This is a genomic window from Sphingomonas sp. BLHR8, from assembly GCF_056821725.1.
The window spans coordinates 1,474,567-1,492,660 of record NZ_JBPDIM010000001.1; the positions used below are offsets into that span (position 1 = coordinate 1,474,567).

21 protein-coding genes and 1 tRNA gene are annotated in these 18,094 nt (G+C 67.7%); 7 read left to right on the forward strand and 15 right to left on the reverse strand.

The features are described 5' to 3' along the window. The first annotated feature begins 42 nt into the window (after positions 1 to 42). Genes yidC through ACRYJK_RS07305 form a run of 3 tightly spaced genes read left to right on the forward strand, consistent with a single transcriptional unit; the run spans position 43 to position 3,147 of the window. Entirely contained in the window at positions 43 to 1,788 is a 1,746-nt protein-coding gene (gene yidC / locus ACRYJK_RS07295) for a membrane protein insertase YidC (RefSeq protein WP_482666869.1), read from the forward strand. Continuing rightward, on the forward strand, positions 1,785 to 2,447 hold the full coding sequence (yihA, locus tag ACRYJK_RS07300) for a ribosome biogenesis GTP-binding protein YihA/YsxC (protein ID WP_482666870.1): 663 nt from the start codon (positions 1,785 to 1,787) through the stop codon (positions 2,445 to 2,447). The genes yidC and yihA overlap by 4 nt, the downstream gene beginning before the upstream one ends. 7 nt (positions 2,448 to 2,454) lie before the next feature. Continuing rightward, complete coding sequence (locus tag ACRYJK_RS07305; protein WP_482666871.1) at positions 2,455 to 3,147, forward strand: glutathione S-transferase family protein; 693 nt, start codon at positions 2,455 to 2,457, stop codon at positions 3,145 to 3,147. A gap of 20 nt (positions 3,148 to 3,167) precedes the next feature. Here the strand turns inward: ACRYJK_RS07305 and ACRYJK_RS07310 are convergent, their stop codons facing one another. The 10 genes from ACRYJK_RS07310 to ACRYJK_RS07355 all read right to left on the reverse strand — a co-directional run bounded on the left by ACRYJK_RS07310 (position 3,168) and on the right by ACRYJK_RS07355 (position 7,739). Next, a complete protein-coding gene (locus ACRYJK_RS07310; RefSeq protein ID WP_482666872.1) occupies positions 3,168 to 3,365 on the reverse strand; it encodes a hypothetical protein in 198 nt (65 codons plus the stop codon). A gap of 2 nt (positions 3,366 to 3,367) precedes the next feature. Further along, positions 3,368 to 4,387, reverse strand: a complete 1,020-nt coding sequence (locus tag ACRYJK_RS07315; RefSeq protein ID WP_482666873.1) for an SDR family oxidoreductase — start codon at positions 4,385 to 4,387, stop codon at positions 3,368 to 3,370. Between the two features lie 107 nt (positions 4,388 to 4,494). Then, positions 4,495 to 4,571, reverse strand: a tRNA-Arg gene (locus ACRYJK_RS07320). 58 nt (positions 4,572 to 4,629) lie between these two features. Beyond that, the gene (purQ, locus tag ACRYJK_RS07325) at positions 4,630 to 5,304 is read right to left on the reverse strand and encodes a phosphoribosylformylglycinamidine synthase subunit PurQ (RefSeq protein WP_482666874.1); all 675 of its coding nucleotides are present in this window, start codon (positions 5,302 to 5,304) and stop codon (positions 4,630 to 4,632) included. 5 nt (positions 5,305 to 5,309) lie between these two features. Further along, positions 5,310 to 5,543: a phosphoribosylformylglycinamidine synthase subunit PurS gene (purS, locus tag ACRYJK_RS07330; RefSeq protein WP_482666875.1), complete on the reverse strand. Its 234-nt coding sequence runs from the start codon at positions 5,541 to 5,543 to the stop codon at positions 5,310 to 5,312. A gap of 62 nt (positions 5,544 to 5,605) precedes the next feature. Then, complete coding sequence (locus ACRYJK_RS07335; RefSeq protein ID WP_482666876.1) at positions 5,606 to 5,737, reverse strand: hypothetical protein; 132 nt, start codon at positions 5,735 to 5,737, stop codon at positions 5,606 to 5,608. A gap of 14 nt (positions 5,738 to 5,751) precedes the next feature. Next, positions 5,752 to 5,961, reverse strand: coding sequence for a LysE family transporter (locus ACRYJK_RS07340; RefSeq protein ID WP_482666877.1), 210 nt, complete (start codon positions 5,959 to 5,961; stop codon positions 5,752 to 5,754). Next, on the reverse strand, positions 5,958 to 6,200 hold the full coding sequence (locus ACRYJK_RS07345) for a LysE family transporter (RefSeq protein ID WP_482666878.1): 243 nt from the start codon (positions 6,198 to 6,200) through the stop codon (positions 5,958 to 5,960). Before ACRYJK_RS07345 ends, ACRYJK_RS07340 begins: the two co-directional genes overlap by 4 nt. 11 nt (positions 6,201 to 6,211) lie before the next feature. Continuing rightward, positions 6,212 to 6,991: a phosphoribosylaminoimidazolesuccinocarboxamide synthase gene (purC, locus tag ACRYJK_RS07350; RefSeq protein WP_482666879.1), complete on the reverse strand. Its 780-nt coding sequence runs from the start codon at positions 6,989 to 6,991 to the stop codon at positions 6,212 to 6,214. Between the two features lie 145 nt (positions 6,992 to 7,136). Next, complete coding sequence (locus ACRYJK_RS07355) at positions 7,137 to 7,739, reverse strand: lipocalin family protein (RefSeq protein ID WP_482666880.1); 603 nt, start codon at positions 7,737 to 7,739, stop codon at positions 7,137 to 7,139. Between the two features lie 91 nt (positions 7,740 to 7,830). Between ACRYJK_RS07355 and ACRYJK_RS07360 the strand changes: the two genes are divergently transcribed. Further along, the gene (locus ACRYJK_RS07360; protein ID WP_482666881.1) at positions 7,831 to 8,730 is read left to right on the forward strand and encodes a crotonase/enoyl-CoA hydratase family protein; all 900 of its coding nucleotides are present in this window, start codon (positions 7,831 to 7,833) and stop codon (positions 8,728 to 8,730) included. Positions 8,731 to 8,742: 12 nt separating this feature from the next. On the opposite strand, the gene ACRYJK_RS07365 is transcribed toward ACRYJK_RS07360, so the two are convergent. Further along, positions 8,743 to 9,465, reverse strand: coding sequence for a class I SAM-dependent methyltransferase (locus ACRYJK_RS07365; RefSeq protein ID WP_482666882.1), 723 nt, complete (start codon positions 9,463 to 9,465; stop codon positions 8,743 to 8,745). Then, positions 9,465 to 10,592: a peptide chain release factor 2 gene (prfB, locus tag ACRYJK_RS07370; RefSeq protein ID WP_482666883.1), complete on the reverse strand. Its 1,128-nt coding sequence runs from the start codon at positions 10,590 to 10,592 to the stop codon at positions 9,465 to 9,467. The genes ACRYJK_RS07365 and prfB overlap by 1 nt, the downstream gene beginning before the upstream one ends. Positions 10,593 to 10,694: 102 nt before the next feature. On the opposite strand from prfB, the gene ACRYJK_RS07375 reads away from it, so the two are divergent. The 3 genes from ACRYJK_RS07375 (at position 10,695) to ACRYJK_RS07385 (ending at position 15,756) form a co-directional block, all read left to right on the forward strand. Beyond that, positions 10,695 to 11,633, forward strand: coding sequence for a M15 family metallopeptidase (locus ACRYJK_RS07375; protein ID WP_482666884.1), 939 nt, complete (start codon positions 10,695 to 10,697; stop codon positions 11,631 to 11,633). 41 nt (positions 11,634 to 11,674) lie between these two features. Beyond that, positions 11,675 to 14,284, forward strand: coding sequence for an aminopeptidase N (gene pepN / locus ACRYJK_RS07380; protein WP_482666885.1), 2,610 nt, complete (start codon positions 11,675 to 11,677; stop codon positions 14,282 to 14,284). Positions 14,285 to 14,430: 146 nt separating this feature from the next. Continuing rightward, a complete protein-coding gene (locus ACRYJK_RS07385) occupies positions 14,431 to 15,756 on the forward strand; it encodes an MFS transporter (RefSeq protein ID WP_482666886.1) in 1,326 nt (441 codons plus the stop codon). A gap of 54 nt (positions 15,757 to 15,810) precedes the next feature. On the opposite strand, the gene ACRYJK_RS07390 is transcribed toward ACRYJK_RS07385, so the two are convergent. Genes ACRYJK_RS07390 through nadC form a run of 3 tightly spaced genes read right to left on the reverse strand, consistent with a single transcriptional unit; the run spans position 15,811 to position 17,680 of the window. Continuing rightward, the gene (locus ACRYJK_RS07390; RefSeq protein ID WP_482666887.1) at positions 15,811 to 16,059 is read right to left on the reverse strand and encodes a hypothetical protein; all 249 of its coding nucleotides are present in this window, start codon (positions 16,057 to 16,059) and stop codon (positions 15,811 to 15,813) included. A 48-nt stretch (positions 16,060 to 16,107) separates the two neighbouring features. Next, positions 16,108 to 16,848, reverse strand: a complete 741-nt coding sequence (locus ACRYJK_RS07395; RefSeq protein WP_482666888.1) for a ribonuclease T2 family protein — start codon at positions 16,846 to 16,848, stop codon at positions 16,108 to 16,110. Continuing rightward, entirely contained in the window at positions 16,835 to 17,680 is an 846-nt protein-coding gene (gene nadC, locus ACRYJK_RS07400; protein WP_482666889.1) for a carboxylating nicotinate-nucleotide diphosphorylase, read from the reverse strand. Before nadC ends, ACRYJK_RS07395 begins: the two co-directional genes overlap by 14 nt. Positions 17,681 to 18,094 lie beyond the last annotated feature (414 nt).

The window sequence follows — 18,094 nt, forward strand, 5'->3', positions numbered from 1 at the left end:
TCGCCGCATCTCGATCCCGACAGAATAAGGCCGTTATCGCCGGTGAATGACCAAAAGAACATGATCACCGCGGTCGTGATCGCGCTGCTGCTCGCGATCGGATGGCCGTTCGCGATGAAGGCGTTGTTCCCCAGCCTCGTCGCCGAACCCGCCGCGACCGCTTCGCCCAAGGCGGTGCCGCCGCGGCCCGGCACGCAGGCGGCAGGCGCGGAGGCGGCGTCGATCCCCGGCGTCACCGCGCCGGCGCAGCAACCGGCGCGACCGATCAACGAGGCGCAGGCGATCGCGGCATCCCCCCGCATTGCGATCGATACGCCGCGGCTGCGCGGCTCGATCAACCTCGCGGGCGCACGCATCGACGATCTCGTGCTGCTCGACCATCGCCAGAGCGTGGAGCGCAACGCCCCGCCGGTGCGCCTGTTCGCACCTGCTGGCACACGCCAGAGCTTTTTTGCCGGCACCGGCTGGGGCGCAAGCGGAGTCGCCGTGCCGAGCGCCGACACCGTGTGGACGGCTCCGGCAGGCGCGCGGCTGACGCCGAACACGCCGGTCACGCTCACGTGGGACAACGCCACCGGTCAGCAGTTCGCGCTGACGGTGTCGGTTGATGCCAATTACATGTTCACGCTGCGGCAGAGCGTCACCAACCGCAGCGGCGCCCCGGTCGCCATGCGCCCCTTCGCCTTCGTCACGCGGCGCGGGACATCGCCGGATCCGGACACCTGGACGATCCATTCGGGCGCGGTCGGCTTCACCGGCGGCGAGATGCGCTATGTCGATCGCGACGACATCGACGAAGCGCCCGGATCGACGCTCGCCCGCCGCAGCACCGGCGGCTGGCTCGGCTTCACCGATCATTTCTGGCTCGGGGCGATCATTCCCGGGCAAGGCAACGTCGTGGATACGGCCTTCCGTCGCGCGGACGGTGGAATCTATCAGGCGGACTTTGCCGGCGCCGAGAAACTGCTGCCTGCCGGGGCGACGCGCTCGGTGTCGAGCCAGCTGTTTGCGGGGGCGAAGGAGACGCAGCTGCTCGACGCCTATTCCGCGTCGATCCCGCGGCTTGATCGCGCGACCGACTGGGGCTGGTTCATCTGGTTCGCCAAGCCGATCTTCTACCTGCTCGACTGGCTATTCCGCCTGTTCGGCAATTTCGGCGTGGCGATCATCGCGCTGACCTTCATCATCAAGGCGCTGATGTTCCCGATCGCGCAGCGGCAGTTCCGCTCGATGGCACAAATGCGCGCCGTGCAGCCCAAGGTGAAGGCGCTGCAGGAGCGGTACAAGGACGACAAGCCGCGGCAGCAGCAGGAGATGATGAAGCTCTATCGGGATGAGAAGATCAATCCGCTCGGGGGGTGCCTGCCGATCTTCATCCAGATGCCGATCTTCTACGCGCTCTACAAATGTCTGATGCTGACGGTCGAGATGCGCCACCAGCCGTTCGTTGGCTGGATCAAGGACCTCAGCGCGCCGGATCCGGCGCACGTCCTCAACCTGTTCGGGCTCCTCGACTTCAACGTTCCGGCGATGCTCGGCATCGGCGTGCTGGCGATCCTGCTGGGCATCACCATGTGGTGGCAGTTCCGCCTCAACCCGCCGGCGACCGATCCCATTCAGCAGCAGATGTTCAGCATCATGCCATGGGTATTGATGTTTGTGATGGCGCCGTTCGCGGCCGGGCTGCTGCTCTACTGGATCACCAACAACCTGCTGACGATCGCGCAGATGAAGGTGCTTTACGCACGGCACCCCGGAGCGAGAATGCCGCTCGCCGCGGCGACATGAGCGAGGCGGAGGCCGACGTCACGGCGGCGCGGGCGGCGCTGGAGGAGCGCGCCCGCAAGCTGTTCGCGGGGCCGATCGCCTTCCTCAAATCCGCACCGAAGCTTGAGCATCTGCCGAGTCCGCAAGTGCCGGAGATCGCATTCGCCGGCCGGTCCAACGTCGGCAAATCGACGCTGATCAACGCATTGACCGGGCGCAAGGCGCTGGCGCGCGCATCGAACACCCCCGGCCGCACGCAGGAACTCAATTTTTTCGACATCGGCGACCCGCTCAGCTTCAGGCTGGTCGATATGCCCGGTTATGGCTTTGCCGAAGCGCCGAAGGATGTCGTCAAGCGCTGGCGCTTCCTCGTGAACGACTATCTGCGCGGTCGTGCGGTGCTGAAGCGCGCACTGGTGCTGATCGACGCCCGGCACGGCCTCAAGCCGGTCGACGGCGAAATCCTCGACATGCTCGATGCGGCGGCCGTGTCCTATCGACTGGTGCTGACGAAGGCCGACAAGGTGAAGGCGAGCGCACTGGCGGACGTCACCGCCGCAACCGAGCAGGCGGCACGCAAGCGGCCCGCCGCGCATCCGCAGGTCATCGCGACGGCCGCCGAAACCGGCATGGGCATCGCCGAGCTGCGTGGCGCGGTGGTGGAAGCGATCGAGGAGTGAGCAGGCCATGAAACTGGTCATCGGCAACCGGGCTTACTCCAGCTGGTCGATGCGCGCGTGGCTCGCCGCGCGGCACAGCGGCCTGCGGTTTGAGGAGGTCGTCGTCCCCCTCTACGACGCGGAGTGGGAGGAGCGCCGCGGCGGCGACGAGTTTGCGCCGTCCGGTGGCAAGGTGCCGCTGCTGTGGGACCATGACGACGCCAGCGGCGATGACATCGTCGTCTGGGACAGTCTTGCGATCATCGACTACCTCGACGAGTGCACCGACCGGTCCAAAGGTTTCTGGCCCGAGGGTCGGGCGGCGCGTGCCATGGCACGGTCGATGGCATCGGAAATGCATTCGAGCTTCGCTGCGCTCCGCCGCCACTGGCCGATGAACATTCGCAGAATTTTCGACCCCGCGCCCGTCCCCGAAGATGTCGCCGCGGACATCGGTCGCATCCTCCAGATCTGGGCCCAGGCGCGCGCCCGTTTCGGTTCAGGCGGCGAGTTCCTGTTCGGCACATGGAGCGCCGCCGACATGATGTTCGCGCCGGTGGTCACCCGGTTCATCAGCTACCAGGTCCCGGTCCCGCCCTTCGCGCTCGCCTACGGACGAGCGGTGATCGCGCACGACGAGGTACAGAACTGGATCGGCGCGGCTCAGGAAGAGGACTGGACGATCGCGCAGTATGAGGCCGAACCGCAAACCCGCCCCTGACGGTGCGGGCCTGACCGGTCTCAATTGCTCTTCGGCTTCGGTGGGGCGACGTCGGCCGTTGCATCCGGATCTCCGGTGATCGCCGCCTGCATCTGGCGATGCGCCTTGGGATAGGCCTCCGGCGTGACTGACGACTGAATGCTGGTCGCAGCTTTCAGCTTGTCGTTCTTGCCGGGGTCGTCCGAGTTAAGTTCGACGGGATCGTCGGTTCGTGGCATTATCACCTCCTTGAATTGCCACCAGAGCGTCTGGCGAGCGCGAGCAGCGTGCCCCCGACCGTCACCGCCCCGGTTACGGCCAAAGTCAGCGCCGGGTGCTTCTGCGCTTTCAGGAAATAGCTGCTGGTGCGGTAGGTCACGTCCTGACTGCCCTTCTCCGCCCCGTCGGCGCGCGGTTCAAACAGATTGTCGTAGGTTGCCGCACTCGGCCTCTCGTCGGTCGTCTGTAGCTGACGCCCAATTTGCTCCATCACCATGTCGGTCAGCCGCGGCGCGACGCGACCCGTGAGGCTGATGAGATAGCCGCTTCCGCCAACGTACAGCTCGCGCTTGTGGTTCTCGGCGGCGAACAGCACCGCGTCCGCGACAAGCCGCGGGTCGTAGAGCACGGGCGGCAGCCGTGCCGGTTCGTCCATCAGATTGCGGGCATGGTCGGGATAAGGAGTATGAATGGCCGCCGGCTTGACCAGCGTCACCGAAACCGACGTCCCACCCCTCGCCAACTCCATACGCAGGGAGTCGGTAAATGCTTTCACCGCGTGCTTGGAGGCGGAGTAGGCGCCTTGGTCGATCATTGTTCGGTCGGACAGGACCGACCCGATGTTGATTATCGCCCCGCCTTTGACGCGCAGATGTTCCGCAGCGACGAGCGAACCCTTAACCAGCCCGAAATAGTTGACGTCGAATACGCGGCGGTGTTCGTCCATCGACATGGCGGCAACCGGACCGAACACCGCCGCGGCGGCGTTGTTCACCCAGGTATCGAAACCGCCGAACCGTTCGATCGCGGTCGCGGCAATCGCCTCGACGTCCTGGTCGTTGGCAACATCGGCGACGCACACGACCGCCTCACCGCCATTTGCCTTAATCTCCGCGGCGATTTTCTCGAGCGCTTCACGATTGCGCGAGGCGAGCACCACGCGCGCGCCCTGCTCGGCCGCAGCGCGCGCCGTGGCGAGCCCGTTGCCGCTGCTCGCGCCGGTAATGACGATGGTCTGTTGGTGGATAGGTTTTAATCGCATGCCGTCCGGCTCCGGCGAACTCGGCGGCTAGCCGAAGCTTCGACAGAGGGAACGCAAGGTCGCGCGTTTCGTCCCATGCGCTTTGCTTAAAAATTGTCGGCCTACCGTGGCGCGCCCGGCAGGGTTCGAACCTGCGACCCCAAGCTTAGAAGGCTCGTGCTCTATCCAGCTGAGCTACGGGCGCGCGCGGCAGTGGGGTTAGCGGAGGCGGGGGGGCGGGGAAAGGGTGGCGCGCCGGTGGATCAGCCGACCAGTTGGCACAGCACCCCCTCGAACAAGGCGCGACCATCGGTGTTGCCGTGCGCTTCATCGACCGCACGCTCCGGATGCGGCATCATGCCGACCACATTGCCGGCGTGATTGACGATCCCGGCGATGGCGCGGGCCGAACCATTGACCTCTCGCACGTCGGTGTAGCGAAACAGCACCTGCCCCTGCTGCTCCATGCGGTCGAGCGCGTCCGGATCGGCGACATAATTGCCGTCATGATGCGCGACCGGCACGGTGATGCGCTGTCCGGCGCGGTAGCCGCGGGTGAAACGATTATCAGCGCTCACCACTTCGAGTTCGACGTCGCGGCAAACGAAATGCAGCCCTGCGTTGCGCATCAACGCGCCCGGCAGCAGGCCGGCTTCGGTGAGCACCTGGAAACCGTTGCACACGCCCAGAACCGGCACCCCACGCCCTGCTGCATCGACGACCGCGCGCATCACCGGCGACCGTGCCGCCATCGCGCCCGAGCGAAGATAATCGCCATAGGAGAAGCCACCGGGCAAAGCGATGAAGTCCGTCCCCTGGGGCAGTTCGCCATCGCCGTGCCAGACCATCGCCGGCGCCTGCCCCGTGACCGCGTGAATCGCGCGCGCCATGTCACGGTCGCAGTTGCTGCCGGGAAAGACGATGACCGCGCTCTTCATGATTCTTACTCCGCGCCGACGATGCGGAAGTTCTCGATCACCGTGTTGGCAAGCAGCGTTTCGCACATGCGGCGAACGTCAGCCTCACCGGTGCCCTCGGCCACGTCGAGCTCGATATAGCGCCCGGCGCGAACGTCGTTCACGCCGTTGAAGCCCAGCCCTTCGAGCGCATGCTGGATGGCGCGTCCCTGCGGGTCGAGCACCCCGGGTTTGAGGGTGACGAACACCTCGACCTTCATCGCATCTGGCTCCCTGACGGCGGTGCCGCGCCTATGCCCCGCGAGGCGGCGGAGGGCAAGGTTCAGCCGATGAGGAACCACAGCGCGACGGCCGCGAGGCCCACTGCGAGCAGGCGGCGGACGGTGCGGGTACGCGCGGCATCAGCAACCCAATCATGCGCGCTCGCGCCGGCCGCGACCACCGCGATATGCACCAGCGTCGCGATCGTTACGCTGACGGCGCCCAGCGCGACCGCCGAGCCGAACGTGAGCCCGCTATCCCCAGAAAGCGCGGTGCCACCACCACAAAGAACAGCATCGCCTTCGGGTTGACGAGGTTCACGAGCCCGCCGCGCAACGCCGAGCCCCAGGCGGTGCCCGCGCCGCCCCGTGCGGTTTCGCGCTCGCTCGCCCCGGCCCACGCTAGCCATGCCATCATCGCCGCGCCCGCCCAGCGCAGCGCCCGACGAGGCTGGGCATCGCTTCCAACAGCGCCGCCATGCCGAGCGCCGCCAGTGCGGCGTTGATGGCCAGGCCGACCACGGTCCCCGCAACTGCGGCCAGGCCGACGCGGCGCCCCTCGGTTGCCGCCAGCGCGGCGAGCCAGGCAATGTTCGGCCCTGGCGTCAGTTCGATCAGCAGGACAGAGAGCGCGAGGCCCGCCCAGTCGGCGTTCACCCGGCGCGGCTTCAGCGCCCGCGCTTTTTGCGCTGGTCGTCGAGGTCGAGCACCACCGATTCGCCACCCTCGGGCAGCAGGCCCAGCCGCCGCGCGACCTCCTGATAGGCTTCGACCTCACCGCCGAGGTCGCGACGGAAACGATCCTTGTCGAGCTTTTCGTTGGTCGCCATGTCCCACAGGCGACAACCGTCGGGGCTGATTTCGTCGGCGAGCAGGATGCGGCTCCAGTCGCCGTCCCATTGCCGCCCGAACTCGAGCTTGAAATCGACAAGGCGGATGCCGATTCCGGCGAACAGCCCGCACAGAAAATCGTTGATGCGCAGCGTGAAATCTTCGATGTCGCGCATCTCCTCCTCGCTCGCCCAGTTGAAGCACTGGATATGCTCCTCGGCGATCAGCGGATCTCCCAGCGCGTCGTCCTTGTAACAATATTCGATCAGCGTGCGCGGCAGCGGGGAGCCCTCTTCAAGACCCAGCCGCTTACAGATGCTGCCGGCAGCGACATTGCGCACAACCACCTCGATCGGGACGATCTCGACCTGCTTGATGAGCTGCTCGCGCATGTTGAGGCGGCGGATGAAATGGGTCGGAATGCCCACCTGTCCGAGCAGGGTGAAGATATGCTCGGAAATGCGGTTGTTGAGCACGCCCTTGCCATTGATGGTCCCGCGCTTCTGCGCGTTGAAGGCGGTCGCATCGTCCTTGAAATATTGGATGAGGGTGCCCGGCTCCGGACCCTCGTACAGGATCTTGGCCTTGCCTTCGTAGATCTGACGGCGACGTGCCATGCGGCGTGAATTCCCTGACGACGGCCGTCGAGCGGGTGCCCGGCGCGACCGCAATGCTGACAGCCTCGGCGCCCCCGACGACTTGCCGGGAAGCGGCGAGGCCCCATCGCTTGCGCCACTAGGCGATTATGCCTGCCGCCTCAACTCAACGCCCGCGCGGGCGACGACGCGGCGGGGGCGAACTGGCTTCGCCGGTTCCCTGCTGCGTGCGACGGAGGCGCGACGTATCGTAGCCCAGCGCTGCAGCACGATCGACCATCGCGCGATAGTCCTCCTCCGACGGTTGGGGCGCGCGGTGAAGTAGCCAGAGATAGCGCCCCGACGGCTCACCGACGATCGCCCAGCGATAGTCGGGCGCGCGGTCGAGGATCCAGTAATCGCCCCAGAAAGGACCGAAAAAGCTCACCCGCAGGCGGGCGCGGGTCGCCTCGTCGACAACGCGCGCGCGTCCCTCGGCGACCTGCAGCTGGCCATCGAGAGTGCCCTGCCGGCAGCTGTTGATGACCCGGATCAGCCCGTCGGGGCGGCGGCTGTAGTCGGCGGTGACCCCTTCGCAACCGCGCTGAAACCCGGTTTCGTAGCGGGCGAGCTCGTACCAGCGGCCGAGATAGGAATCGAGATCGACCGCCTGCTGTGGCGCCGGCACCAGGCTGTTGCTGACGGGCGGGCGGTCGAGCAACGCGCATCCGCCCAATAATCCACCCGCGAGAGCGGCGGCAACGAGGGCGAGCGGTAGCGGACGGCGCATGCCGCGAAGATAGGGTCGCAGCCGATCAAGGGCAACGCTTGCCCTGCGCGCGCAGGCTCCGCAAAAGTCGCGGCAGCCGGGAGGATGAGACGTGAGTGACGCGACCCAGATACGGATCGAGCGCGCGGACGGGGCGATGCTGCTCACGCTCGACCGGCCGCAGGCAATGAATGCCTTTACCTCAAAGATGAAGGACGAGCTGATCGCGGCGTTCGACGAGGCCGACAAGGACGACGCGGTGCGCGCGGTGATCGTCACTGGCGCGGGAGAGCGCGCTTTCTGCGCCGGCGCCGACCTCAGCGAGGGCGCGAAAACGTTCGATTATGCCGCGCGTAGCGACGCCACGTCGCCGGTCGGTCCGAACGGCGAGGTCGACTGGACCCATCCGCTGGTGCGCGATTCGGGCGGCGAGCTGACGCTTCGCATCTTTGCGTCGAAAAAGCCGGTGATTGGAGCGATCAACGGCGCGGCGGTGGGCATCGGCGCGACGATGACGCTGCCGATGGATCGACGCATCGCCAGCGACCGCGCACGCTTTGGTTTCGTCTTTGCCCGCCGGGGAATCGTGCCCGAAGCCGCGTCGAGCTGGTTCCTGCCGCGTCTGGTGACGATGCCGACCGCGCTCGACTGGTGCCTTTCGGGGCGGTTGATCGACGCGGCCGAAGCCGCAGCGGCGGGGCTGGTGCAGGAGGTGACCGCTCCGGGCCAATTGGTCGACCGCGCTCTCTCCTACGCGCGCGAGCTGACGCGTCACAGCGCGCCGGTCTCGGTCTCCCTGACGCGGCGCATGCTGTGGCGCATGGCCGGCGCATCGGACCCGGGCGAAGCGCATCGCTGGGATAGCCGCGTGATTTTTGCGCGGGGGCGATCGTCCGATGCGCGCGAAGGCGTCACCAGCTTCCTCGAAAAGCGGGAGCCCGACTTCACCGATCGCGTAAGCGCCGACTACCCCGCCTTTACCCCGTGGGATCGAGACCCCGACTGGCCGTGATGGCGGGTCGCTTCAGGTTGCGCCGTCACAGACCCGGATGTCGCCGGGACGGGGGCGCGTGGGGGCGCGGACGAAGCTCGCATAATAGCCGCCGGTGCGCGGCAGATCGACGAATTCGACCGGGCGGTAGCCGACCGCCTGAAATTCGCAGATGAGCTGCGGCAGCGGGGTGCCGTGCTGCGCGATCGGGCGGTTCGCGTCGACCACCACGACCTGCCCGTCGCCGCGCAGCGCGGGCCACAGCCGCCACAGAAAGGCGTAGGGCTCCGCGATCTCGTGATACATGTGCACCATCATCACGCGGTCGAAGCTGTTGGCCGGGAGCTTCGGGTCATCGGGTGCGCCCAACTGCACCGAGACATTGTCGAGCCGTTCGCGCGCCACGCGCACGCCAAGCCGCTCCTTCACCTGCGGCACGATGTCCTGCGCCAGCACACGGCCCCCCTCACCCACCCGCTGCGACAGGCGCACGGTGTAATAGCCATCGCCTGCGCCGACGTCGGCGACGCTCATGCCGGGGCCGATGCCGGCGCGCTCCATGATGGTTTCCGCTTCCCCGACACGGTCGCGCGTGTCTTCATCGGACCATTGCGAGCTGACGATCGGCGCGACGGGACGCGGCGCGCGCGGGAACTGCGTCGCGCTGCCTGGGCGATTTCCCGTGCTGCCCGCGCCGAGCATGTCGCACCCGGCGAGGCCGAGCGTCGCGAGCATGAGCAGCGCGGCGCGGCGCATCAGTCGACGTCCTCCACCTCGACCTTTTCGCCGGTCACCCGCTGCGCCAGCGCGGCGGCCATGAACGGGTCGAGCGCGCCGTCGAGCACGTCCGACGGTGCAGTCGAGGTGACGCCGGTGCGCAGATCCTTCACCAGCTGATAGGGCTGGAGGACGTAGCTGCGGATCTGGTGACCCCAGCCGATGTCGGTCTTGGCGGCATGTTCCGCGCTCGCCGCTTCCTCACGGCGCCTGAGCTCCGCCTCGTACATTCGCGCCTTCAGCATCCGCATCGCTTCGGCGCGGTTCTTGTGCTGGCTGCGCTGCGTCTGGCAGGCGACGATGATCCCGGTCGGTACGTGCGTAATACGCACCGCGCTGTCGGTGGTGTTGACGTGCTGCCCGCCCGCACCCGACGCGCGATAGGTGTCGATCTTGAGGTCGCTTTCGTTGACCTCGATGTCGATGTCGTCGTCGACCACCGGATAGACCCACACGCTCGAGAAGCTGGTGTGGCGCCGTGCCGAGCTGTCGTACGGACTGATGCGGACGAGGCGATGCACCCCGCTCTCGGTCTTCGCATAGCCGTAGGCATTCTCGCCCTTGAGCATCAGCGTCGCGGATTTGATCCCCGCCTGCTCGCCCGCTTGCGCTTCGATCAGCTCGACCTTCAAACCGCGGCGTTCGGCCCAGCGCTGATACATGCGCAGCAGCATCTCGGCCCAGTCCTGGCTCTCGGTGCCGCCTGCGCCGGCGTGGATTTCGAGGTAGCTGTCGTTACCGTCGGCTTCGCCCGCGAGCAGCGCCTTCGTCTTGTCCTCGTCGGCGCGGTCGGCGAGCTTGGCGAGGCTGGCGACGGCGTCGTCGACCAGCGCCTCGTCGCCCTCCATCTCGGCGAGCTCGGCCAGTTCGACCGTGTCCGCCATCTCCTGTTCGATGGCGCGGGTGGCGCCGATGGCTTCGTCCAGCCGACGGCGTTCGCGCATGACCTCCTGCGCGGCCTTGGGGTCGTTCCACAGCGCGGAGTCCTCGACCCGCGCGTTCAGTTCGTCCAAACGCACCACCGCGCGATCCCAGTCGAGAAAGCGGCGCAGCAGCGCGGTTGCGGCATTGATCCGGTCGATATGGGCTTGCGCTTCGGCGCGCATAATTCCTCCAGCAGGCAGTGCCGCGCCGCATAGTCGCCACGCCTTGCCGTGTCGAGGCGAGCGGGGGTTGAGGGCGCGCGCCGGCACGCTAGGGGGCGGGCAATGACTTCCTCGCGCCGCCGTGCCGACCCACCGCCCGCCTCCCCGCGCCCGCTGTTGCTGATCGTGGCGCTGCTCCTTGCAGGCATCCTCGTCGCGTGGCTTTGGCCGCAGGGCGAGCGAGCGCCGGTCGAGGCACCTACCCCACCGCGTCAGGAGACGCCGGAGGTCCCGCCGCCGCCCGCGGACGCAGTCAAGGGCGTCGACGCTGTCCCCCTGCCCCCGCCCGCGCCGCCGAGCGTCGACCCGCAGGCGGCCGCTGCGCGCGCGATCTGCGCATCGGGCGGCACCGACTTTGCCGGGCAGAGCAAGCTCTACGGCCACCTGCGCCAGCCGCAGGCGTCGATGGCAAGCCTCACCCCGCCGGCCTTCGGCGCGGGTGCGGGCAACTGCATGCTGATCGAGGCGGACGCGGGCACCGCGCTCGGCGAAATGATCGCCGCCGCGCGGACCGAAGGCGCGCCGGGCCTGTTCGCCTTGTCCTGTTTCCGCAGCCACGCGCGGCAGTCGGACCTCTATTGCAAGGGCGCGCAGCTTGGTGCGCGCGGCTATGCCGGGCAGGCGCGCTGGGTGGCACCGCCGGGGTTCAGCGAGCACGCTACGGGCCGCGCGGTCGACTTCGCCGACAACAGCAATCGCGGTTGCGACCTGAGCGAATGTTTCGAGAGTACCGCGGGCGGGCGCTGGTTGGCCGCCAACGCGCGTCGCTTCGGCTTCGCCATGTCCTTTCCGCGCGGCAATGCGCAGGGGGTGAGTTACGAGCCGTGGCACTTTCGCCACCGCGGCGGCTATCGTCGCGTGGAGGTGGTCGAACAGCCTGACCCGCTGGCCGCGAATGACTCAGCCGCGCCGCCTGCAACGCCGCCAACGCCGAGCGAGCCGCCGCCCACTCCGGTCACGCCGCCGCCTCCGCCTCAGCCCGAAGCGACGCCGCCCAGCTGACACACTGGCGCGTCGCACGCCGCCGCCCTAGCTAGGCGGACATGACCGACGTGATCTCCACCGAAGCGCTCGCCGCGCCGCAGCATCCGACGATTCGCCGCGAGGATTATCGCCCGCCCGAATGGCTGGTTCCGCGGGTGAGCCTCGATTTCGACCTGTCGCTTACCGCCACGCGCGTCGAGGCGACGCTCGAGGTGACGCGGGGCGGCGCGCACGCCGAACCGCTACGGCTCGACGTCGACGGCGCTTGGCCGGAGGGACTGACCGTCGACGGCGCGCCGGTGGAGGCGACGCGGGGCGAGGATCATGTGCTGGTGCCGATCGCGGGCGATGCCGCGACGGTGCGCTTCACCACCACCATCGACCCCAGCGCCAACACGCAGCTGATGGGGCTATTCGCGTCCAACGGCATGCTTTGCACCCAGTGCGAGGCGCAGGGGTTCCGGCGGATCATCCCCTTCCCCGATCGCCCCGACGTGCTGAGCGTCTATAGCGTGCGTATGGCGGGCGACCGCGCTGCATTTCCGGTGCTGCTCTCGAATGGCGAGCCGGGCGAGGCGGGCGAGCTCGAGGGCGGGCGGCACTTTGCGGTGTGGCACGACCCCTGGCCCAAGCCCTCCTACCTGTTCGCGCTGGTGGCGGGGCAGCTGGTTGCCAACCACGATCGATTCACCACCATGTCAGGGCGCGAGGTCGCGCTCGGCATCTGGGTGCGCGACGGCGACCTCGATCGCACGCATCACGCGATGGCCGCACTCAAGGCGTCGATGCGCTGGGACGAGGAGAAATACGGCCGCGAATATGATCTCGACACCTTCAACATCGTCGCGGTCGCCGACTTCAACATGGGCGCGATGGAGAACAAGGGGCTGAACATTTTCAACAGCCGCTATGTTCTCGCCGATGCCGACACCGCCACCGACATGGACTTCGACGGGGTCGAAGGCGTCGTAGCGCATGAATATTTCCACAACTGGTCGGGCAACCGCGTCACCTGCCGCGACTGGTTCCAACTCAGCCTCAAGGAAGGCTTCACCGTCTATCGCGATCAGGTCTTTTCGGGCGACATGGGCAGCCACGCGGTCGAGCGGATCGGCCAGGTGCGACTCCTGCGCGCGGCGCAGTTCCCGGAGGACGCGGGGCCGCTGGCGCACCCGATCCGCCCCGAAAGCTACCAAGAGATCAGCAACTTCTACACCGCCACCGTCTATAACAAGGGCGCGGAGGTCATCCGCATGATGGAGACGATGGTCGGCCCGGAGCGCTATCGTGCCGGCACCGACCTCTACTTCGCGCGCCACGACGGCGAGGCGGCGACATGCGAGGATTTCGTGCGCGCGATGGAGGAAGGGGCGGGGGTCGACCTCACCCAATTCCGCCGCTGGTACGAGCAGGCCGGCACGCCCCGCGTAAGCGCGCGCGTCGAGCATGACGAGGCGAGCGGCGAGGCAGTGCTGCACCTCAGCCAAAGCGTGCCGCCGACGCCGGGGCAGCCGGTCAAGCAGCCGATGCTGCTCCCCCTCGCCATCGCCGCGCACGACGCGAGCGGTAATGCGCTGGGCGAAGAGCGACTGGTGCTGCTGACGCAAGCCGAGGACCGCGTGCCGCTCGGACGCTTCGCGACGCGGCCGATGCTGTCGTTTAACCGCCGTTTTTCCGCGCCGATCATCGCCGATGTCGAGCGCGCCGAGGGCGAGCTCGACTGGCTCGCCGCGCATGATGACGATCCGTTCGCACGTTACGAGGCGCTGCAGGCGCTGATGCTGCGCGCGCTGTTGGCGGGCGCGAAGGGCGCGCTCGACGCGGGTGCGGATGATGCGGTGGTGACCGCGGTCGGCAACCTCATCGCCCGGTGGAAGGACGATCCAGCTTTCGTCGCGGAAGCCGCCACGCTTCCCGCCGAAGCCTTCGTCGGCGACCACCTCGACACGGTCGACCCCGACGCGATCCGTACCACGCGGCGCGCGCTGCAACGCCGGCTGGGCGAGACGCACGCCGGGCAATGGCGCGCGATCCTCGACGGCTGCGCGACCGACCCGACCGACCTCGCGCCGCTGGCGAAGGGCAAGCGCAAGCTCGCCGGACTCGCGCTGATGATGCTGTGGGCGGGCGGCGTCGCGGGGACGGAGGCGCATGCGCTCGACCTCTATCGCAGTGCCAAGGGCATGACCGACCGCATGGCCGCGCTGGCGGTGCTGGCGCATGGTGACGGACCGGAACGCGACGCGGCGCTGGCGGACTTCCACGAACGCTACCGCAAGAATGCGCTGGTGCTCGACAAATGGTTCACGACGCAGGCGCTGTCGCTGCGCAGCGACGTGCCCGAGCAGGTTGAGGCGCTGGCGCAGCACCCCGCCTTCACGCTCGCCAACCCCAACCGCGTGCGCTCGCTCTACGGCGCGCTATCGGCCAACCAGTGGGCGTTTCACCGCGCCGATGGCAAGGGCTACCGCCTGCTCGCCGACCTCATCATCGCGCTCGATCCCGCCAACCCTCAAACCGCGGCGAAAATGGTACCGCCGTTCGGTCGCTGGAAGCGCTTCGACGAGGCGCGGGCCGAGAAGATGCGCGCCGAGCTCGAACGCATCCTCGCGACGCCCAGCCTGTCGCGCGACGTGACCGAGCAGGCGAGCAAGAGCCTGGCGGGGTGACCGCTCCCCTCCCCTGAAGAGGAGGGGGTTTGCGTCGCCCCGTAACAGCCTTCCCACCCCCGCGCGGCTGGGCTAGAGGAGGCGCATCGCGTGAGACCGGGGATCGCTTGTCCGCGCGCCTTCCGTTCCCCTAACCGGATGGCAGGATGCAGGGCACAGCGCGTTTGATGGCTTCGCGGCAGTTCGTGCCGCTGTTCGTCACCCAGTTTCTTAACGCCTTCAACGACAATTTCTTCAAGATGGCGATGGTCATGCTCGCCACCTACACCATCCTCCAGGGCGGTGAGGCGGAAGAGGCGAGCTACAACGCGCTCGCGGGCGCGATCTTCATCCTGCCGTTTTTTGCGCTGTCGGCGGTGGCGGGGCAGCTCGCCGACATGATCGACAAGACCCGCGTCATCCGCATGGTCAAGACCGCGGAGATCGGCATCATGGCGGTCGGCGCGGCGGGGCTGTGGCTGCACAACACCCCGCTCATGTTCCTCGCGCTGTTCGCGATGGGGGTGCATTCGACCTTCTTCGGGCCCATCAAATACGGGATTCTTCCCCAGCATCTGCCGCCCGACGACGTGCTCGGCGGAACCGGGCTGGTCGAGGCGGGGACCTATATTGCGATCCTCAGCGGCACCGTCGTCGGCGGGCTGATCCCGGCCCACTACGCCGCAGTCGGCGTGCTGGTGATCGCGCTGGTCGGGCGTGCGGCCGCGCAATATGTCCCCCCCGCCCCGCCCGAGGCCGACGCGCCCAAGGGGCCGATCGACTGGAACATCTTCCGCTCCTCCTGGACGCTGGTGAAGGCGACGATGCACGTCCGTCGGCTGTTCATGGCGATCGTCGCGATCAGCTTTTTCTGGGCAATCGGCACCGTGCTCGCCGCGCAGTTTCCGCCGCTGGTGAAGAGCGAGATCGGCGCCGACCGCACTGTGGCGACGCTGTTTACCGCGATCTTTTCGGTCGGGGTGGCAATCGGCTCGGTGGCGATCAACCGTCTGCTCAAAGGACAGGTTTCCGCGCGATGGTCACCGATTTCGGTGATCGTGATGGGCGCGTTCGTGCTGCTCCTGTGGTGGTCGGCGCGCCAGTTTTCCGCGGACGGGATCATTGGCGCTGGCGAACAGGGCCTCCTCAACTGGCGGCAGTTCCTGAGCCAGCCTGATGGCGACTTCATCCTGCTGGCGTTGCTGGGCGTGGCGATCAGTGGGGGAATGTTCGTCGTGCCCCTCTACGCCTTCCTGACCACCATCGTCGCCAAGTCGGAGACGAGCCGCACCGTCGCTGCGAACAACATCGTCAACGCCGGCGCGATGGTGCTGGGCGCGGTCGTATATGGCGCGTTGACCGCGCTCGGGGTGCAGGTTGTCGACACCTTGCTGCTGGTGGCGGGAGGCTGCCTCGTCGCCGCGATCATTGCCTGGCGGCTGCACCGGATCTGCGAGGACGGCCAGTGCACGGTCCCTGCGCACCTCGACTAGGAAGCTCGCGACCCTCGCACTCATGAAATCCGGGCGCTGCCCGCGCGGTGCGATTTAAAACAGCAGGATCATTGCCGCGGTAAAGGTGAGCGCGAAGGTCGTGGCCGCATCGCGCAGGTCCTGACGTTCGAACCAGCGCGGTTCGTTGCGCGGCGCGTAGCCGAGCCGGACCGCCGCGTCGGCGCTGAGCAACTGCATCGGCGCGGTGGTCAGTCCCCCGTTCCTGGCATCAGCCTGCGTTGTAAGGCCGCGCGGCCTCCGATAGGTGGAGGTGGTTTCGACTCGCGCGGGTGAGGTAGCCATGCCCGAAGGCTAGGCAGTGGTTACCGACCCGTTAAGGTTAAAAGGTGGTTAACGACCCGATCGTGCCGAAACGGGACGTGGCTGAACGATCCGAAGTGCGACGCTGTCGGGCGCGCCGCGCTGCCACGCGGGGCAGTGCGCCCAGCCAAAGCTGCGATCCATGCAGATGCGCACCTCGCGCAGCGAGCGGTCTGCGCGGTTTGTCTCAACGGCCAGCATGTCGCGGGTAAGCCCCGGGTTAGCGCGGACGAACGCGGCTTTGAGGTCGCCGACATTCACGAGTCTCACATCGCGCATGTCGGGGAAGCGTACGCGGCGATATTCCCGCTCGGCGACGGCGAAGTAATCGGCCGGCGTGCGGCTCATGCAGCGGCCGTGGCGCGCCCATTCGTGCTGGAGAAGCTCGGGGCTCGGCGTTATGCACATGTGGCGTCGCAGGACGTTCGGCGGCACGCGGCCGACGGGTGCGCAATATTGCGGCCATTGCCGCGTCGCGCCCTCCGGCCACAGCCCGTGCAGGGTAAAGCCGAAGCTGCCGCGGGTCGCGTCGCACTGGATCGAGCCGCGCTCGAACCCCTCGCGCCCGTCTTCGCAGAAGCTCGGCGACCAGCTCAGCGCAAGCGTGTAGCGGGTGATCGGCGTCGTGCGCCGCTCGGCCGGATTGTACCGCTCGAGCCTGGGCAGCGTGATTCGCTCAGGCACGCGGCAGGTCAGCGCCTGCGCCGCCGCCGGGCTGGCGAGGCCGAGCGCGATCAGCGCGGCGAGCGCGCGCGCCTCACGCCTGAACATGGTCGAGCCCGATGTCCGCCGCCGGCGCCGATTGGGTAAGTCTCCCGACCGAAACATAGGTCACCCCCGTGCTTGCGATCGCGCCGATCGTGTCGAGCCGCACGCCGCCGCTTGCCTCGGTCGGCACGCGCCCGCGGACCAGCGCCACCGCCTCGCGCAATTCATCGACGCTCATGTTGTCGAGCAGCAGGTGAGTGGCGCCCGCGGCGATGCCTTCCTCGATCTGGCCGATGCGGTCGACTTCGAGGATGATGCGCTCGATTCCGGCGGCGACCGCGCGGCGCACCGCTTCGCCGACGCTCCCGGCGACCGCGACGTGATTGTCCTTGATCATCGCCGCATCGTCGAGCCGCAGCCGGTGATTGGTCGCCCCGCCAGTGCGCGTCGCATATTTCTCGAGCAATCGCAGGCCGGGGATGGTCTTGCGCGTGTCGAGCAGCGTCGCGCCGCTTCCTGCCATCGCTTCGACATAGCTGCGGGTCATGGTCGCAACGCCGGTGAGGTGCTGCACCGTGTTCAGTGCGCTGCGCTCCGCCGACAGGATCGCGCGCGCGTTGCCGCTGATGCGCATGAGGTCGGTGCCCGCCGGCACTTGCGCACCCTCCGCGACCAGGATCTCGATCTCCGCTTGCGGATCGAGGCGGGCAAAGAACAGCGCCGCGATCGGGAGGCCGCAGACCGTCACCGCATCGCGACTGTCCATCACACTCGCAAAGCGTGCGTCGGCGGGGATGACTGCGGCTGAGGTAATATCGCCCCCCGTCCCCAGATCCTCGGCGAGCGTGGCGGTGACGAAGGCATCGAGATCGACGCCTGGGAGCGTGAAGGTCATGCTGCGTGCCTATGGGCGCGGCGGAGCGGGGGCAAGGGGGGGCACTCTCCCCTCCCCCTTGTGGGGAGGGGTTGGGGTGGGGGCCGCTCGCGTCTGCGAGCGGAGGAGCTTCATCGCCAGCTTGCACCAAGGATTCTTCACGAGCCGCAGACGCGGCTCAGCCCCCCACCCTGCCCTCCCCACAAGGGGGCGGGGATGAGCATCGAACAGCTCCTTACCGCACTAGCGCTCCCTCACCGCCCGCATTAGCCTTCCTGCAAAACACCCGGGGTAGAGGGCAGCCGATGACCGACGATCGCATCACCGCGGACCCGTGGCTGTCCGCCCTCACCCCGCGGAGCGTCGAGGACCTCACCTCCTGGACCAGCAATTTCGCGCGCGCGCAGGCCCTGCTTGCGGAGTTCGCGCTCGATC

Coding starts and splice junctions, on each gene's coding strand:
- yihA (WP_482666870.1), top strand. CDS start 1,785: ATGAGCGAGGCGGAGGCCGACGTCACGGCGGCGCGGGCGGCGCTGGAG.
- ACRYJK_RS07305 (WP_482666871.1), top strand. CDS start 2,455: ATGAAACTGGTCATCGGCAACCGGGCTTACTCCAGCTGGTCGATGCGC.
- ACRYJK_RS07310 (WP_482666872.1), bottom strand. CDS start 3,365: ATGCCACGAACCGACGATCCCGTCGAACTTAACTCGGACGACCCCGGC.
- ACRYJK_RS07315 (WP_482666873.1), bottom strand. CDS start 4,387: ATGCGATTAAAACCTATCCACCAACAGACCATCGTCATTACCGGCGCG.
- purQ (WP_482666874.1), bottom strand. CDS start 5,304: ATGAAGAGCGCGGTCATCGTCTTTCCCGGCAGCAACTGCGACCGTGAC.
- purS (WP_482666875.1), bottom strand. CDS start 5,543: ATGAAGGTCGAGGTGTTCGTCACCCTCAAACCCGGGGTGCTCGACCCG.
- ACRYJK_RS07340 (WP_482666877.1), bottom strand. CDS start 5,961: ATGATGGCATGGCTAGCGTGGGCCGGGGCGAGCGAGCGCGAAACCGCA.
- purC (WP_482666879.1), bottom strand. CDS start 6,991: ATGGCACGTCGCCGTCAGATCTACGAAGGCAAGGCCAAGATCCTGTAC.
- ACRYJK_RS07355 (WP_482666880.1), bottom strand. CDS start 7,739: ATGCGCCGTCCGCTACCGCTCGCCCTCGTTGCCGCCGCTCTCGCGGGT.
- ACRYJK_RS07365 (WP_482666882.1), bottom strand. CDS start 9,465: ATGCGCCGCGCCGCGCTGCTCATGCTCGCGACGCTCGGCCTCGCCGGG.
- prfB (WP_482666883.1), bottom strand. CDS start 10,592: ATGCGCGCCGAAGCGCAAGCCCATATCGACCGGATCAATGCCGCAACC.
- ACRYJK_RS07375 (WP_482666884.1), top strand. CDS start 10,695: ATGACTTCCTCGCGCCGCCGTGCCGACCCACCGCCCGCCTCCCCGCGC.
- pepN (WP_482666885.1), top strand. CDS start 11,675: ATGACCGACGTGATCTCCACCGAAGCGCTCGCCGCGCCGCAGCATCCG.
- ACRYJK_RS07385 (WP_482666886.1), top strand. CDS start 14,431: ATGCAGGGCACAGCGCGTTTGATGGCTTCGCGGCAGTTCGTGCCGCTG.
- ACRYJK_RS07390 (WP_482666887.1), bottom strand. CDS start 16,059: ATGGCTACCTCACCCGCGCGAGTCGAAACCACCTCCACCTATCGGAGG.
- ACRYJK_RS07395 (WP_482666888.1), bottom strand. CDS start 16,848: ATGTTCAGGCGTGAGGCGCGCGCGCTCGCCGCGCTGATCGCGCTCGGC.
- nadC (WP_482666889.1), bottom strand. CDS start 17,680: ATGACCTTCACGCTCCCAGGCGTCGATCTCGATGCCTTCGTCACCGCC.